At 67.1% G+C, this 14,293-nt stretch carries 13 protein-coding genes; 3 read left to right on the top strand and 10 right to left on the bottom strand.

Annotation, left to right across the window (positions count from 1 at the left end):
• Positions 1-117 precede the first annotated feature (117 nt).
• The 3 genes from epmA to ligA are packed head-to-tail and all read right to left on the bottom strand — an operon-like array spanning position 118 to position 4,077.
• Positions 118-1,074 carry an EF-P lysine aminoacylase EpmA gene (gene epmA / locus AC5P6H_RS06785; RefSeq protein WP_495202413.1) on the bottom strand — a complete coding sequence of 319 codons (957 nt, stop codon included), beginning with the start codon at positions 1,072-1,074 and terminating at the stop codon, positions 118-120.
• Complete coding sequence (locus tag AC5P6H_RS06780) at positions 1,071-1,556, bottom strand: GNAT family N-acetyltransferase (protein ID WP_495202412.1); 486 nt, start codon at positions 1,554-1,556, stop codon at positions 1,071-1,073. Before AC5P6H_RS06780 ends, epmA begins: the two co-directional genes overlap by 4 nt.
• Positions 1,557-1,605: 49 nt before the next feature.
• Complete coding sequence (ligA, locus tag AC5P6H_RS06775) at positions 1,606-4,077, bottom strand: NAD-dependent DNA ligase LigA (RefSeq protein ID WP_172412079.1); 2,472 nt, start codon at positions 4,075-4,077, stop codon at positions 1,606-1,608.
• A gap of 224 nt (positions 4,078-4,301) precedes the next feature.
• Between ligA and AC5P6H_RS06770 the strand changes: the two genes are divergently transcribed.
• The gene (locus AC5P6H_RS06770) at positions 4,302-5,426 is read left to right on the top strand and encodes a pyridoxal phosphate-dependent aminotransferase (RefSeq protein ID WP_049420860.1); all 1,125 of its coding nucleotides are present in this window, start codon (positions 4,302-4,304) and stop codon (positions 5,424-5,426) included.
• A gap of 67 nt (positions 5,427-5,493) precedes the next feature.
• On the opposite strand, the gene zipA is transcribed toward AC5P6H_RS06770, so the two are convergent.
• The 7 genes from zipA to AC5P6H_RS06735 form a co-directional block, all read right to left on the bottom strand.
• Complete coding sequence (gene zipA, locus AC5P6H_RS06765) at positions 5,494-6,231, bottom strand: cell division protein ZipA (protein ID WP_014647658.1); 738 nt, start codon at positions 6,229-6,231, stop codon at positions 5,494-5,496.
• Positions 6,232-6,277: 46 nt separating this feature from the next.
• Positions 6,278-9,781, bottom strand: coding sequence for a chromosome segregation protein SMC (smc, locus tag AC5P6H_RS06760; RefSeq protein WP_014647659.1), 3,504 nt, complete (start codon positions 9,779-9,781; stop codon positions 6,278-6,280).
• Between the two features lie 258 nt (positions 9,782-10,039).
• Positions 10,040-10,489: a 50S ribosomal protein L9 gene (rplI, locus tag AC5P6H_RS06755; protein WP_014647660.1), complete on the bottom strand. Its 450-nt coding sequence runs from the start codon at positions 10,487-10,489 to the stop codon at positions 10,040-10,042.
• A gap of 104 nt (positions 10,490-10,593) precedes the next feature.
• The gene (gene rpsR / locus AC5P6H_RS06750) at positions 10,594-10,824 is read right to left on the bottom strand and encodes a 30S ribosomal protein S18 (RefSeq protein ID WP_002804494.1); all 231 of its coding nucleotides are present in this window, start codon (positions 10,822-10,824) and stop codon (positions 10,594-10,596) included.
• An 11-nt stretch (positions 10,825-10,835) separates the two neighbouring features.
• Positions 10,836-11,273 (bottom strand): 30S ribosomal protein S6, encoded by a 438-nt coding sequence (gene rpsF, locus AC5P6H_RS06745; protein ID WP_006452997.1) that lies wholly within the window; start codon positions 11,271-11,273, stop codon positions 10,836-10,838.
• A 185-nt stretch (positions 11,274-11,458) separates the two neighbouring features.
• Complete coding sequence (locus AC5P6H_RS06740; protein ID WP_046431540.1) at positions 11,459-12,001, bottom strand: CbrC family protein; 543 nt, start codon at positions 11,999-12,001, stop codon at positions 11,459-11,461.
• Positions 12,002-12,095: 94 nt separating this feature from the next.
• Positions 12,096-12,434 carry a HesB/IscA family protein gene (locus AC5P6H_RS06735; protein ID WP_046431542.1) on the bottom strand — a complete coding sequence of 113 codons (339 nt, stop codon included), beginning with the start codon at positions 12,432-12,434 and terminating at the stop codon, positions 12,096-12,098.
• 128 nt (positions 12,435-12,562) lie between these two features.
• On the opposite strand from AC5P6H_RS06735, the gene asnS reads away from it, so the two are divergent.
• Both asnS and AC5P6H_RS06725 read left to right on the top strand, forming a co-directional pair.
• The gene (gene asnS, locus AC5P6H_RS06730) at positions 12,563-13,957 is read left to right on the top strand and encodes an asparagine--tRNA ligase (protein ID WP_495202411.1); all 1,395 of its coding nucleotides are present in this window, start codon (positions 12,563-12,565) and stop codon (positions 13,955-13,957) included.
• Between the two features lie 30 nt (positions 13,958-13,987).
• Positions 13,988-14,287: a hypothetical protein gene (locus tag AC5P6H_RS06725; RefSeq protein ID WP_005410232.1), complete on the top strand. Its 300-nt coding sequence runs from the start codon at positions 13,988-13,990 to the stop codon at positions 14,285-14,287.
• The last annotated feature ends 6 nt before the right edge of the window (positions 14,288-14,293 follow it).

The raw sequence follows: 14,293 nt of genomic DNA, 5'->3' as shown, positions 1-14,293 counted from the left end.
ATGAACTGGATGCCAGTGTCCGGCATTGGCCGTGATAAGAGCATCATCGTGCTTACCGACGCAAGCGCACCGAACCCGCGTTTCGTTCAGCCTGCGATGTTCAGCAACACGCGGGGATCACGCGTGGGCGAAGTCGTAGGCCAGCACATCGGCGATGCGTGGCGTGCGGTTCATCGCCATCAACAGGCGATCGACGCCCACCGCCACGCCAGCACAGGCAGGCATCGACGGCAACGCCGACAGCAGTGCCTCGTCCACGGCCGGCTGCACCTGTCCACGTTCGTGGCGGCGCTGCTGGTCCCGCTGGAACCGGGCGCGCTGCTCGTGGGCGTCGTTCAGTTCGTGATAGCCGTTGGCCAGCTCCACTGCACCCAGGTACAGCTCGAAACGCTCGGCCAGCGGCGGCGTGCCCGGACGGATGCGGGCCAGCGCGGCCTGGCTGGCCGGCCAGTCATGCACCACGGTCATCACCGCGTCATCGAACTGCGGCTGGATGTGGTGGGTCATCAACAGGTCCAGCCAGTCATCACGGGTCAACCCGACCGGGTCGATGTGCACGTCGCCAAGTGCAACACGCAGCGCGGCTTCATCGGCCTCGAACGGATCCAGGCCCACGTGCTGCTGGAACAGCTCGCGGTAACTCAACACACGCAGCGTTGCACGGCGTCCGACCAGGGCCAGCGCCTGGCCGACCAACTCGGCGGTTTCCTCCATCAACCGGTGGTGGTCCCAGCCGACCCGATACCACTCCAGCATGGTGAATTCCGGGTTGTGGCGGGCACCGGCCTCGCCGTTGCGGAACACCCGGCCCAGTTCGTAGCAGTCGCCCACACCGGCCGCCAGCAGGCGCTTGAGCGGATATTCCGGCGAAGTGCGCAGCCAGCGACGACGGCCACCGGCATCGACATGGCCGGTGAAATCGGTATGGAAGCTGTCGATGTTCGGCTCGGTGTTGCCTGCCACCGACAGGATCGGCGTTTCCACCTCCAGCACATCGCGCTCGGCGAAGAAGCGGCGCACCAGCGCGTTGAGCGTGGCGCGCTGCTGCAGCGCGCGCAGCAGGGCCTCGCTCACAGGATGCCCTCCGGGCGCGGATGGTCGAGCCGCAGGGTCAGCAGATCGCGGGTGTCGTCGATGTAACCGCTGGCCAGGTACAGGCGGCGGGCCAGTTCGTTGTGGTGGTTCACCTCCAGGCGCAGGCGGCTGACACCACGCCCGCGAGCGCGCTGTTCACAGATGGCCAGCGCCTGCTTGCCGCGACCACGACCGCGCGCGCGATGACTCAGGTACAGCTCGTCCAGCAGCATGAAGTGGCCGCCCTGCTCCAGGCTGAAGCCCATCGCGATCACCGCGTAGCCGACCACCTCGCCGGCCTCGTCCAGCCACAGCAGCACTTCGCCATTGCGCGGATCGGCCAGCAGCGCGTCCACGCCGCGACGCACGCGCGCGTCATCGAAGTCGATCCTGTCTTCGGCGTAGAACTCGCGCATCAACGCGATCAACAGTTCTTCGTCGGCACGGGTGGCCAGGCGGAAATCCAGCGGGGCGGTCTGCATCGGCGTTCCTTTGTCTTTCATGCCGGGCGTCAGGCACCCGGCGGGGTCATCATTCGTGTTCGGCGAGGTAGGCCAGCAGGCGGTCTTCGTCCCACACCGGCACGCCCAGCGATTGCGCCTTGTCCAGCTTGGAGCCGGCCTCGGTGCCGGCGACCACGAAGCTGGTCTTCTTCGACACGCTGCCGGAGACCTTGGCACCCAGCGCTTCCAGGCGTTCCTTGGCGGCATCGCGGGTGAGCTGGGCCAGGGTGCCGGTCAGCACCACGGTCTGCCCATCCAGCGGGCCGGCCACGATCTCGGCCAGCGCCGGCGCCTTGGCCAGGATCTGCTGCATCGCCTTCTCGGCTGCCAGCAGCATCGCGCCATGGCCATCGGCATCGAGCCAGTCGGCCAGACCGCGCGCAGTGTCGTCCGGCAGGCCGGCGTTGACGAACTGGCCATGCTCGGCATCCAGCACCGCCTGGGCACCCGGCAAGGCAGCCACCAGCTTCTCCGCACGCAGGCGGGTGATGCCGGGGATTTCCGATTCGACCAGCAGTTGCGCCAGATCCAGGCCTTCGCGCAGCTTGGCACTGGGCGCGTGCACATCACTGATGCGCACCTGCCCGACCTGCAGCAGGTCGTCGATGGCCTGCTGGTTGCCCTGCTGCTCGAAGAAATGGCCGAGAGAACGCGCCACTTCGCCACCGATGTCCGGCACGCGCTTGAACAACGGCCATGGCAGGTGGCGGATCAGTTCCAGGTCACCGAACCACTGCGCCAGCGCCTTGGCCGTGCTCTCGCCGACGTGCTCGATGCCAAGCGCGAACAGCAGGCGCTCCAGCGTGGCTGCGCGACTGGCGTCGATTGCCGCGATCAGGTTGTCGGCCCATTTGGTGGCGATCTTCTTCGTGTTCCATTCGAAGCTGGCCGGCTGTGCCAGCGCCTGCGCGCGCCACGCCGGATCGTTGCCATCCAGCTTGAGCACCGCATTGAGCACCGCGCCGCTGCCTTCTGCCGGCAGGTGCAGCTTCAGCGCGGCGGCCAGTGCGGAAGGGTCCTCGGCATCCAGCACCAGCTTCAGGTGCAACAGCTGGTCACGGTTGAGCCGGTACAGATCGGCCACGCTCCTGACGATGCCGGCGTCGACCAGGGTTTCGATGTACTTGTCGCCGAGGCCGTCGATATCCATCGCACGGCGCGAAGCGAAATGGGCAATGGCCTCCTTGCGCTGCGCAGGGCAGGACAGTTCGCCCGAACAGCGCCACGCAGCTGCACCTTCCTCGCGCACGATTTCCGAGCCGCACACCGGGCAGCGCGTCGGCATCTGCCAGGGCGAGGTGCCCTGTGGACGGCGGTCGAGGATGACGCTGACCACTTCCGGAATCACGTCGCCAGCACGTCGCACGATCACGCTGTCACCGACACGCACATCGAGACGCGCGATCTGATCGGCATTGTGCAACGTGGCATTGGACACGATCACGCCGGCCACAGCCACCGGTGCCAGCCGGGCGACCGGCGTGGCGGCACCGGTGCGGCCGATCTGGATCTCGATCGCCTCCACCGTGGTGCTCTGTTCCTGTGCCGGGAACTTGTGCGCGATGGCCCAGCGTGGCGCACGCGAGACAAAACCCATGGCCTGCTGGCCGGCGCGGTCATCCAGCTTGTAGACCACACCATCGATGTCGAACGGCAGGCCATCGCGACGCTCGCCGATGTCACGGTAGTAGCCGAGCAGGCCGTCGGCGCCTTGCACCACCTTGCACAACCCGCTGACCGGGAAGCCCCAGGCGCCGAGCTGGGCCAGCGTGCCCGAATGGGTGTCCGGCAGCTCGCCGCCCTGCACTTCACCGGTGCCGTAGGCGAAGAAACTCAGCCGGCGCTGCGCACTGATCTTCGGATCGAGCTGGCGCAGTGAACCCGCTGCCGCGTTGCGCGGGTTGGCCAGCACCTTGCCGCCCTGCTGGCGCGCACGTTCGTTGTAGGCCTCGAAATCGGCGCGGGCCATGTACACCTCGCCACGCACCTCCAGCACATCCGGCCAGTCCTTGCCGTGCAGGCGCTTGGGAACATCGCCGATTTCACGCAGGTTGGCGGTCACGTCCTCGCCGGTACTGCCATCACCGCGGGTTGCGCCGAGTACGAAATGACCGTCCTCGTAGCGCAGGCTGATCGCCAGGCCATCCATCTTCGGTTCGGCCGAGAACTGCAGGCTGCGGCGGCCCAGGCGCTCATCGATGCGGCGCACGAAGTCGGCCACTTCCTCATCGCTGAAGGCATTGGACAGCGACAGCATCGGCACCGCATGGCGCACTTCGGGGAAGCGGCCGGACGGGCGTGCACCGACCTGTTGGGTCGGGCTGTCGGCACGGGCCAGTTCCGGGTGCTCGCGCTCCAACGCTTCCAGCTCGCGCACCATCCGGTCGTAGTCGACGTCGGGGATCTCCGGCGCGTCCAGCTCGTGGTAGGCGCGGTTGGCCTGGGCGATCTGCCGGCGGAGATCTTCGGCGCGTTCGGCGGGGCTGGGGCTCATCGGGATCCGGTGGTTCTGGGATGGCCGGGGATTCTACCGCGCCCGGCCGTCAGGCCCTGTAACGCCCCGCCTTTGCAGCGTCGAGCGTGCTCGACGGGCACTCCCCGCTCCGGTAGGTGCCAACCTTGGTTGGCACGTCTGTAGTCGAGCATGGCTCGACGCCACAAAAAGCAGCTTGCCGCCCGCTCACGCCGGCGCTAGCGTGCGACGGCCCCATCGGAATCCTGCCCATGACCCTGCCTGACTCCCGTAGACGCTTCCTGCAGCTGGCCGGTGCCAGCCTTGCCGTCGCCGGCAGCGGCCTGCCGCTGCGTGGCCAGGCCCAATCCGCGGCCACCGTCGGTGCGGCCCCTGCCGAAGGCGCGGTACTACTGAACTTCAACGAATGCCCCTACGGCCCCTCCCCCGCTGCCCAGCAGGCGGCGCGCGACAGCATCGCCAGCTGCGGCCGCTACCGCTTCGCCCTGGCGGCACAGGTGCGCGATGCCTTCATCGAGCAGGCCCGTATCCCGGCCGACCATGTGCGCCTCTATCCGGGCTCCAGCGAACCGTTGAACCGCGCCGCCACGTTGTGGACCGGCCCGCAGGCGGGACTGGTGGTGGCCGACCCCACCTTCGAGACCCTGGGCGAGGTCGCTGCCGCACATGGTGCACACGTGCAGAAGGTGCCGCTGCGCAATGACGGCGCACACGACCTGCGTGCGATGGTCGCAGCCGCGCATGCGCGCCCGACCGGGCTGCTGTACGTGTGCAATCCGAACAACCCGACCGGTTCGATCAGCCCACCGGATGAGCTCGCCTGGCTGCTGGCCCACAAGCCTGCTTCCACCCGCGTGCTGGTCGACGAGGCCTACCTGCAATACAGCGAGCAGCCCAGCCTGATCGCGCAGGTGGCGCAGCGCGACGATCTGATCGTACTGCGTACATTCTCCAAGCTGTACGGCATGGCCGGCCTGCGCCTGGGCCTGGCGGCCGCACATCCCGAGCGTCTGCGCGAGCTGGCCAGCCCCGGCGACAACCCGCTACCGGTGCCCGCGCTGGCGGCGGCGCTGGCCAGCCTGCAGGATCCGCAGCTGATTCCGCAGCGTCGCCTGCAGAACGCCAAGGTGCGCCAGGCCACCATCGCATGGCTGGGCAAGCGTGGTTTCAGCTGCCTGCCGTCGGAAGCGAACTGCTTCGTGGTCGACGTGCAACGCGACGGCAGCACGTTCGCCAAGGCGATGGCCGACAACGGTGTGGTGATCGGGCGCAGCTGGCCGATCTGGCCGCAGCACGTGCGCGTGACCGTCGGCAGCGAGGACGAGATGGCCGCGTTCCGCCGCGCGTTTGCCAAGGTGGCCGGCGTACCGGCGTAGACCCCATCCACACAGGGCGTGGATCTACTGTTGTGGGTGCCGACCGTTGGTCGGCACGCCATGGGGCTCACCAGCGCGGGGTCTTGGTCAGCGGCGGCGCCTGGTGCTGGCGGTCGTAGGCGCGCAGCTCGTCACGGATGTGCGCGATGCGCTGGCGACCCAGGGCGTTGCGGCTGTCATCCAGCACCACGCCATCCAGCAGTTCGGCCATGCGCTGCACCGTCGGCAGCATCTTCTCCCAGGCATCCAGCGCGGTCAGCGGCGCCGGCAGGGTCAGGAAGAAGGCGATGGCCGGGGTTTCCATGGCACGGATGTTGGCCATGTCGAAGCTGCCTGGCTTCATGATGCTGGCCATCGAGAAGATCGGCCCGCGCTCGGGATGGCCTTCCACCAGACGGTGGAACACGTTCATGTGGCCGAACACCAGGCCGGTCTTCTCCGCCGCTACCACGATGTCTTCGCCGCGCAGCTGCTCGCCGGCCCGGGCGGCCACGAACAGCGAAACGATCTTGTCGAAATCCTGGGTGGCGCGCTTGCCGAGATCGCTGGCGCCCGGGTCGGTATCGCCCAGGCCGAGTTCGGCCTGTTCGCCTTCCGTGCCCATGCCCGGTTCGACGCGGCCATCGGCCACGACAACGCCGTCCTCGCCCAATACCGGTTCGCGGCGCTCGCCGCTGGCCGGTTCCGCGCTTTCCACGCGGCGTCCTTGGGGCTTCTTCTTCGGACGGCCAAACAGGAAGATCGCGGCGATCAACAGCAGGCCGGCGGCCAGGATGCCGATGCGCAACAGTGCCGTGTCGGACATTCGATAGGTTCTCCGGCTAGTTCATTCAGGTAACTAGGATGGCACGTCAGGCCGCGCCCGCCAATCGCGCGGCTTCTTCCAGGTCCACGCTGACCAGGCGGCTGACGCCCGGTTCACGCATGGTCACGCCCGAGAGCTGGTGCGCGGCCTCCATCGTCGCCTTGTTATGGCTGACGAACAGGAACTGCACCTTCTCGCTCATTTCCTTGACCATGTTGGCCAGCCGGCCGACGTTGGCTTCGTCCAGCGGCGCGTCCACCTCGTCCAGCAGGCAGAATGGCGCGGGGTTCAGCTGGAAGATGGCGAACACCAGCGCCACTGCCGTCATCGCCTTCTCGCCGCCGGACAGCAGCGAGATGCTGGACACGCGCTTGCCCGGCGGGCGCGCCATGATGGTCACACCGGTGTCGAGCAGGTCTTCACCGGTCAGCTCCAGGTAGGCGTGGCCGCCACCGAACAGGCGCGGGTACAGCGCCTGCACGCCAGCATTGACGCGGTCGAAGGTGTCCTTGAAACGGCCGCGGGTCTCGCGGTCGATCTTGCGGATGGCATCCTCGAGGGTTTCCAGCGCCGTAGTCAGGTCGGTGTGCTGCGAATCCAGGTAATCCGAGCGCTGCGAAGCCTCGCCGTACTCGTGGATGGCCGCAAGGTTGACCGGCTCCAGCCGGCGCATGCGTGCGTCGATCTGATGCACGGCCTGCTCCCAGTCGCCCAGGCGCGCATCCTCGGGGAGTGCGTTGAGCACGTCCTGCAGCACGAAGCCGGCCTTTTCCACCGCCGCCTGCAGGGTGTCCGCGCTGAGCACCAGTGCCTGCTGGTCCAGCTTGCGCTGCGAAATACGCTCGCGCTGGGCCAGCGCCTGTTCGTCACGCTGGTGACGGGTCTGCTCGTAATTGCGCAGCTCGGCGTCGATGCCGTCCAGCAACGTACGCGCTTCGGTCAGCACGCGATCCGCCCGCACGCGCTCTTCCAGTGCATTCTGGTGCTCGGCCTGCAACGATTCGACCGGCGAATCACCTTCGTCCAGCTGTGAATGCAGCTCGCCCAGCCGCGAATCCAGCTGCCCGCGCTGGGTGCCCATGCGCTCCAGCGCCTGGCTCAACGAGGCCAGCTGCGCACGCTGCGATTCCAGGGTCAGGGCCAGCGAATGCGAGCGCTCGCGCACTGCACGGGCAGCATCGCGGGCCAGGTCGCGCGCCTCGGTCAGCTGGCGGCGCTCGCCCTCCAGCCGCTGCCGGGTCGACTCCAGATCACCCATGCTGCTGACCGCGTTCTCCAACCGCGAGCGCGCTTCGCGCGCCTGCGCGTTGTTGGCTTCAATCGTTTCCTGCAGTTGCTTCAGCTCGCCTTCGATGCGGTCGATGCGCGTGCGTGCAGCCTCTACCTTGCCCTGCTGGCCCTGCAGCTGGCCAGCCAGCTCGGACACCGCGCGATGGGCCTGGTACAGCGCACGCTGCGCGTCTTCGCGCTGCTGTTCAGCCGCCTGCAGCTGCTCGCGGAAACCGGCCAGCTGTTCTTCCAGCTCGGCCTCGCGGTCCTGCAGCTGCTCGATCTGCTCGCGCAGCTCGTTGATCTCGCGTTCGCGCAGTAGCGCGCCCTGCTGGGCTGCACCGGAGCGCGACACGCGCAGCCAGCCCTGGCCCAAGCGCTCGCCGCTCTGGGTGATGATCGAATCGCCTTCCGGAAGGCTGGACTGCAGGGCCTTCGCCTCGGACAGGTCCTTGGCACCATGCAGGTGCGCCAGCAGGCGACGGATCGCCGCCGGGCCACGCACGCGTGCGGCCAGCGACGTCGGTGCGGCCTTGACCTCGGCATCCGCGCTGGCGACCAGCGCAATGTGGCCGTCGCCGAGTTCGCCGAGGGCGTTGACCAGGCTGCCCGGGTCATCGACCAGCACGCCTTCGATCAGCTGGCCGAGCGCACTTTCCACCGCGTTTTCCCAACCGGCATCGACGTCCAGGCGTTCGCCGACACGTGCCGCCGAATCCAGCCCGCGCGCCTTCAGCCACGCGACGGCCGCGCCCTGCTCCTGGCCCAGCGCGGCCTGCTGCAGGGTTTCCAGCGAGGCCAGGCGACCGCGCAGGCCGTTGGCCTGCTTGCGCAGTTCGGCCAGTTCGTTCTGGCCATTGCGCTGCTGTTCCTGCACGGCCGCCACGCCCTGCTTGCGCAGCTCGACGTCTTCGCTCAGTTCATCCAGCGCGGCCTTCTGCGTGTCGTGCTGCAGGTGCAGCTGCTCGAAGGCTTCTTCCAGCGCGTCCACGTCCAGCCCGGCGCGCTCGGCGGCCAGGGCCTCGCGACGCCGGTCGGCGTCGAGGATCTGCTTGTCCAGGTAGTCCACGCGCGTGCGCTCGACATCACCGGCGCGCGACGCCTCCGAACTCTGCGAGGTGTGCTGCTCCCAGCGCTGCTGCCAACTGGCCAGCCGGTCTTCGGCCTCGCGCAGGCTTTCCTGCTTGATCTCGTTCTCTTCCTGCAGCGCTTCCAGCTGCGGGGTGGCGGCCTCCACTGCCTCGCGCAGCACCCTCAGTTTGGCCTCGTCGCCGCTGATGTGCTGGCCCAGTTCGGCCAGGGCCTGCTGGGTTTCATCGCGCGCCTTGTGCAGGCGCTGCGACAGCTCGCGCTGGTGCTGGATCTGTTGTTCCAGGCGCGCCAGCGTGCTGCCGACCTGGTAGACCGCGGCCTGCGCGGTGTTGAGCGCGTCGGCGGCCTCTTCGCGCCGCGCGCGCGAGGTCTCGATGCGGGCCTCGGCATCACGCTGGTCGGCGATCAGCTGCTGCAGCTTGGTCTCTTCCTGCGACAGGCCTTCGCGCAGCTTCGACAGGCGACCGTCGAGACCACGGAATTCCAGCGCCTTCCACTCGGCATCCTTGACCCGGCGCTCTTCCTGCAGGGCCTGGTACTGCTCGGCCTGCCTGGCCTGGCGCTTGAGGTGTTCGAGCTGCTTGCTGATCTCGTCGCGCAGGTCGCCCAGCCGGTCCAGGTTCTCGCGGGTGTGGCGGATGCGGGTCTCGGTCTCCTTGCGGCGCTCCTTGTACTTGGAGATGCCGGCTGCCTCTTCCAGGTACACGCGCAGGTCTTCCGGTCGCGCCTCGATGATCTGGCTGATCATGCCCTGCTCGATGATCGAGTAGCTGCGCGGGCCCAGGCCGGTGCCGAGGAACAGGTCGGTGATGTCGCGACGGCGGCACTTGGTGCCGTTGAGGTAATAGTTGCTGGTGCCGTCGCGGCTGACCGTGCGCTTGACCGAGATTTCGTTGAACGAGGCGTACTCGCCGGAAATCGTGTGGTCGGAGTTGTCGAAGATCAGCTCGACGGTAGCCTGCGAGACCGGCTTGCGGGCATTGGACCCGGAGAAGATCACGTCGGTCAGCGAGTCGCCACGCAGGCGGCTGGCCGAACTCTCGCCCATGACCCAGCGCACGGCATCGATGATGTTCGACTTGCCGCAGCCATTGGGGCCCACCACGCCGGTCATGTTGGTCGGCAGGTGCAGGGTGGTCGGATCGACGAACGACTTGAAGCCGGACAGCTTGATCGTGGAAAGACGCATAGGGGTTCCGGACTGGGGCCGGCAAGCGGCCTGCGTTTACCCTCCAAGTCATTGATCCTGCTGGGATCGATGCCCGTGGAACGGGTGTGACGCCCTGAGTATACCGATGTGGCCGTGTTCTACGAATGGGCGTGGAACATTGTCCAGCCCACCCTGTCAGCCGGACGTGGCCGCACGCCACGAAACGGAACCATAAAACAAAACGGGCACCCTTGCGGGCGCCCGTTCTGCGGTGATGCCAGGCCTTGCGGCGTGGGATCAGGCTTCGGCGACGACGACGACCTTGACGGTGGTCTCGACGTCGGCGTGCAGGTGGATCAGCACGTCGTACTCGCCGATGTTGCGGAAGGCGCCTTCGCCCAGGATGACTTCGCTCTTGCTGACCGGCAGGCCGGCAGCGGTGAAGGCATCGGCGATTTCGCGGGCGCCGACCGAGCCGTACAGCTTGCCTTCGGTCGAAGCGTTGGCCGGGATGGTCACGCTCGCGCCGTCCAGCTTGGCCTTGCGGGCGTCAGCGTCGGCGTGGATGGCCTGGGCCTTGGCTTCGTATTCGGCGCGCTTGGCTTCGAACTCGGCCTTGTTGCTCTCGGTGGCCGGCACGGCCTTGCCCTGCGGCACGAGGAAGTTACGGCCGTAGCCCGGCTTCACGTCGACCAGGTCGCCCAGGTTGCCGAGGTTGGTGACTTTCTGCAGGAGGATCAGCTGCATGGTATTGCTCCAGATGAGTTATTCGTTAGCGAGGCGATGCCCCGCAACAAAGGCTGTCCGAATAGCTGGCACAGCGGGGCGGCACCAGGCCGCCCCGCCGGGCATCAGACGTCGTGGTTGTCGGTGTACGGGATCAGGGCCAGGAAGCGGGCGCGCTTGACGGCGGTCGCCAGCTGGCGCTGGTACTTCGACTTGGTACCGGTGACGCGGCTCGGCACGATCTTGCCGTTCTCGGTCAGGTACTGGCGCAGGGTGTTGAGATCCTTGTAGTCGATCTCCTTCACACCTTCAGCCGTGAACTTGCAGAACTTGCGGCGACGGAAGAACTTGGACATGGGAAGGCTCCTTAGGCGGCGGAAGCGGCGTCGTCGCCGGCTTCGTTGTCAGCGGTGGTGGTGGACTCGCCTTCTTCGTCGTCACGACGACGGCGCTCACCGCGCTCCGGCTTGTCACCCTTCTCGTCCTTGCTCTTCATGATCAGCGACTGCTCGGTGTCAGCCTCGTCACGCTTGATGACCAGGTTGCGCAGAACGGCGTCGTTGAAGCGGAAGCTTTCGGTCAGTTCGTTCAGAACGGCCTGGTCGGCTTCGATGTTCATCAGCACGTAGTGGGCCTTCACCAGGTTCTGGATCGGGTACGCCAGCTGGCGGCGGCCCCAGTCTTCCAGACGGTGGATGGTGCCGTTGCCGTTCTCGACCAGCGACTTGTAGCGCTCGATCATGGCCGGGACCTGCTCGCTCTGGTCCGGGTGGACCATGAACACGATTTCGTAATGACGACTCATGTTTTTTCTACCTTTCGGATGTGGCCTTGCGGCCGGACAGCCCCCCGCCGTTGAGACCGCGGTGGGGCAAGGATTCCCGCCGGGAAGGCAGGAAGCCGCGCATTATGCGGCAAGCGGCGCCACCGGGCAACCGGGCGCAAACCGGGCAACCTGAACGGGAGCGCCGGCCCATGTCCGGCACGTGCTCATTCCAGATCGACGTGAAGACGATGCTGGCCGCATTCCAGGCATTGGAACAGGCAGCCGACCATCATCCCGTCCCGGCTCAGATGCTCCAGCACCCAGTCGGCGTCGCGCGGATTGACCGCCGCCACGTCCGGCCGGACCTGGTCGAGGATCGGCAGCAGATCGTCGCTGCCGGCGTAGCCGAGGAAGGCGCAGGGCCGTTCGCAATGGCTCAACCAGACCGATTGCTGCCAGGAGGAGTAGCCCGGGGTGCGCTCGCAGACCTCCAGCAGCAGCTCACGGGCGATGGTCGGCGGCGGATCAGCCGGATCCGGGGATACCCCCTCGATATCGCTCCAGCCGGTGAACTCCCCCTCGTAACTGGCCGCAGCCCTGCCATCGGCGATACACCAGGGGCACAGGTAATCCGGGCGCAGGCGGGTGTAGAACGGTCCGCGATAGCGCAGTGCGCGCGCCTGGCCGCAGCAGTCGCAGATCCCCTCGACCTCTTCGAAGGAGAGCTCGTAGGCGTTGGGGTGATAGGTGAAAAGCGGTCGTTCCATCCGTGGGATCCCTGCCGAGCCCAGCGTGCCGACCAAGGTCGGCGCCCACCAGAGCGCGCCTGGTCAGCGCCGGGCCATGCCCGGTGGCCGGCCCTCAGGCCTTGTCGGCGTCGGTGGTGAAGCTCTCGCCGCAGCCACACTCGGCGGTGGCGTTCGGGTTGCTGAACGTGAAGGTCTCGCTCAGGCCGTGCTTGCCGAAGTCGATCACGGTGCCGTCCACCAGGGCCAGGCTCTTGGCGTCGACGTAGATCTTCACGCCCTCCTGCTCGAACACCGTGTCGCCCTCGCGCTCTTCGCGGGCCAGGTCGGTCACGTGGCCCCAGCCTGAGCAGCCGGTCTTGGTCACGCCGAAACGCAGGCCCAGCGCGCCGGGGGTCTGGGCGACGAAGCGCTGCACGCGCTCGAAGGCAATGGGGGTCAGGCTGACGGCCATGGGGCTACTCCAGAGGTACGGGGACATTATAAGGAGCCGTTGCCACGAAAAATGCCTCGCAAGCAGAACGCTGCAACCGGTAAACTCCCGTGTTCACAGATCGAGTCGATCAGCAGAGGATTCAAGTCATGACGGTGGTCAGCGTTGAACATGCGCTTGCCGGGAAGATCCCGGAAGGCGGCGAAGTCACGGTACGCGGATGGGTGCGCACGGTGCGCGGTTCAGCGAATCTGGCCTTCGTGAATGTGAGCGACGGCTCCTGCTTCGCCCCGATCCAGGTCGTGGCCGGCGACAGCCTGGCCAACTTCGATGAGATCAAGCGCCTGACCAGCGGCTGCTCGGTCATCGCCACCGGCACGCTGGTGAAGTCGCAGGGCAAGGGCCAGTCGTTCGAGATCCAGGCCAGCAGGCTGGACGTGGTCGGCTGGGTCGAAGACCCGCTCACCTACCCGATCCAGCCCAAGCCGATGTCGCCGGAGTTCCTGCGCGAAGTGGCGCACCTGCGTCCGCGCACCAACCTGTTCGGCGCGGTCACCCGCATCCGCAACTGCCTGGCCCAGGCCGTGCACCGCTTCTTCCACGAGAACGGCTTCAACTGGATCAGCACCCCGATCATCACCACCTCCGACGCCGAAGGCGCCGGGCAGATGTTCCGTGTGTCCACTCTGGACATGGTGAACCTGCCGCGTGACGAGAAGGGCGCGATCGATTTCAGCCGCGACTTCTTCGGCAAGGAAACCTTCCTGACCGTGTCCGGCCAGCTGAACGTCGAGGCTTACTGCCTGGCGCTGAGCAAGGTCTACACCTTCGGCCCGACCTTCCGCGCCGAGAACAGCCACACCACCCGCCACCTGGCGGAGTTCTGGATGATCGAGCCGGAAATCGCCTTCGCCGACCTGGCCGAAGACGCGCGCCTGGCCGAAGAGTTCCTGAAGTACCTGTTCCGCGCAGTGCTGAACGAACGCAGCGACGACCTGGCCTTCATTGCCGAGCGCGTGGACAAGAACGCGATCACCAAGCTGGAAGACTTCATCAACGCACCGTTCGAGCGCATCGACTACACCGACGCGGTCAGCCTGCTGCAGAAGTCCGGCAGGAAGTTCGACTTCCCGGTCGAATGGGGCCTGGACCTGCAGACCGAGCACGAGCGCTGGCTGACCGAGGAACACGTCGGCCGCCCGGTGGTGGTGACCAACTATCCGGAGCACATCAAGGCCTTCTACATGCGCCTGAACGACGACGGCAAGACCGTTGCCGCGATGGACGTGCTGGCCCCGGGCATCGGCGAGATCATCGGCGGCAGCCAGCGCGAAGAGCGCTTGGACGTGCTGGACGCGCGCATGGCCCAGTTCGGCCTGGATCGCGAGCACTACAGCTGGTACCGCGATTTCCGCCGCTATGGTTCGGTGCCGCACGCCGGCTTCGGCCTGGGCTTCGAGCGCCTGGTGGTGTACGTCTGCGGGCTGTCCAACATCCGCGATGCGATCCCCTACCCGCGCGCGCCGGGCAGCGCGGACTTCTAAGCCCCACACGACCACGGAGGTACCGCCCCCATGACCCTGTTCTTCGCCCTCTGTTTCGTCGGCGTTGCAGTGGCCGGGTTCAGTGCCTTCGTGATCTTCTGGCCGCTGACCCTGGTGCACGTGCGCGACCGCCATCCGGCGCTCGCCGCGCGCTTCGGCAGCGGCGCCTTCCTCAAGCCCGATGCCCTGGCCTGGCTGCTGCGACGCGACTATCGGCAGCAACCGGACCGCTCGCTGTCCGGGCTGGCGACACCGGCCTGGGTATCGCTGCTGACCCTGCTGGCCGGACTGGGCATGGCCGCCCTGCTCTGGCTGGCCTCGCTCTGGTAATACGCT

The organism is Stenotrophomonas sp. YJH_SMC_110, from assembly GCF_059369255.1.
The sequence above is the reverse complement of the archived record's forward strand: the minus strand, read 5'-3'. Positions and strand labels throughout refer to the sequence as shown.

Coding starts and splice junctions, on each gene's coding strand:
- AC5P6H_RS06735 (WP_046431542.1), bottom strand. CDS start 12,434: ATGGCCGTCAGCCTGACCCCCATTGCCTTCGAGCGCGTGCAGCGCTTC.
- AC5P6H_RS06770 (WP_049420860.1), top strand. CDS start 4,302: ATGACCCTGCCTGACTCCCGTAGACGCTTCCTGCAGCTGGCCGGTGCC.
- rplI (WP_014647660.1), bottom strand. CDS start 10,489: ATGCAGCTGATCCTCCTGCAGAAAGTCACCAACCTCGGCAACCTGGGC.
- rpsF (WP_006452997.1), bottom strand. CDS start 11,273: ATGAGTCGTCATTACGAAATCGTGTTCATGGTCCACCCGGACCAGAGC.
- rpsR (WP_002804494.1), bottom strand. CDS start 10,824: ATGTCCAAGTTCTTCCGTCGCCGCAAGTTCTGCAAGTTCACGGCTGAA.
- asnS (WP_495202411.1), top strand. CDS start 12,563: ATGACGGTGGTCAGCGTTGAACATGCGCTTGCCGGGAAGATCCCGGAA.
- AC5P6H_RS06740 (WP_046431540.1), bottom strand. CDS start 12,001: ATGGAACGACCGCTTTTCACCTATCACCCCAACGCCTACGAGCTCTCC.
- smc (WP_014647659.1), bottom strand. CDS start 9,781: ATGCGTCTTTCCACGATCAAGCTGTCCGGCTTCAAGTCGTTCGTCGAT.
- AC5P6H_RS06780 (WP_495202412.1), bottom strand. CDS start 1,556: ATGCAGACCGCCCCGCTGGATTTCCGCCTGGCCACCCGTGCCGACGAA.
- AC5P6H_RS06725 (WP_005410232.1), top strand. CDS start 13,988: ATGACCCTGTTCTTCGCCCTCTGTTTCGTCGGCGTTGCAGTGGCCGGG.
- zipA (WP_014647658.1), bottom strand. CDS start 6,231: ATGTCCGACACGGCACTGTTGCGCATCGGCATCCTGGCCGCCGGCCTG.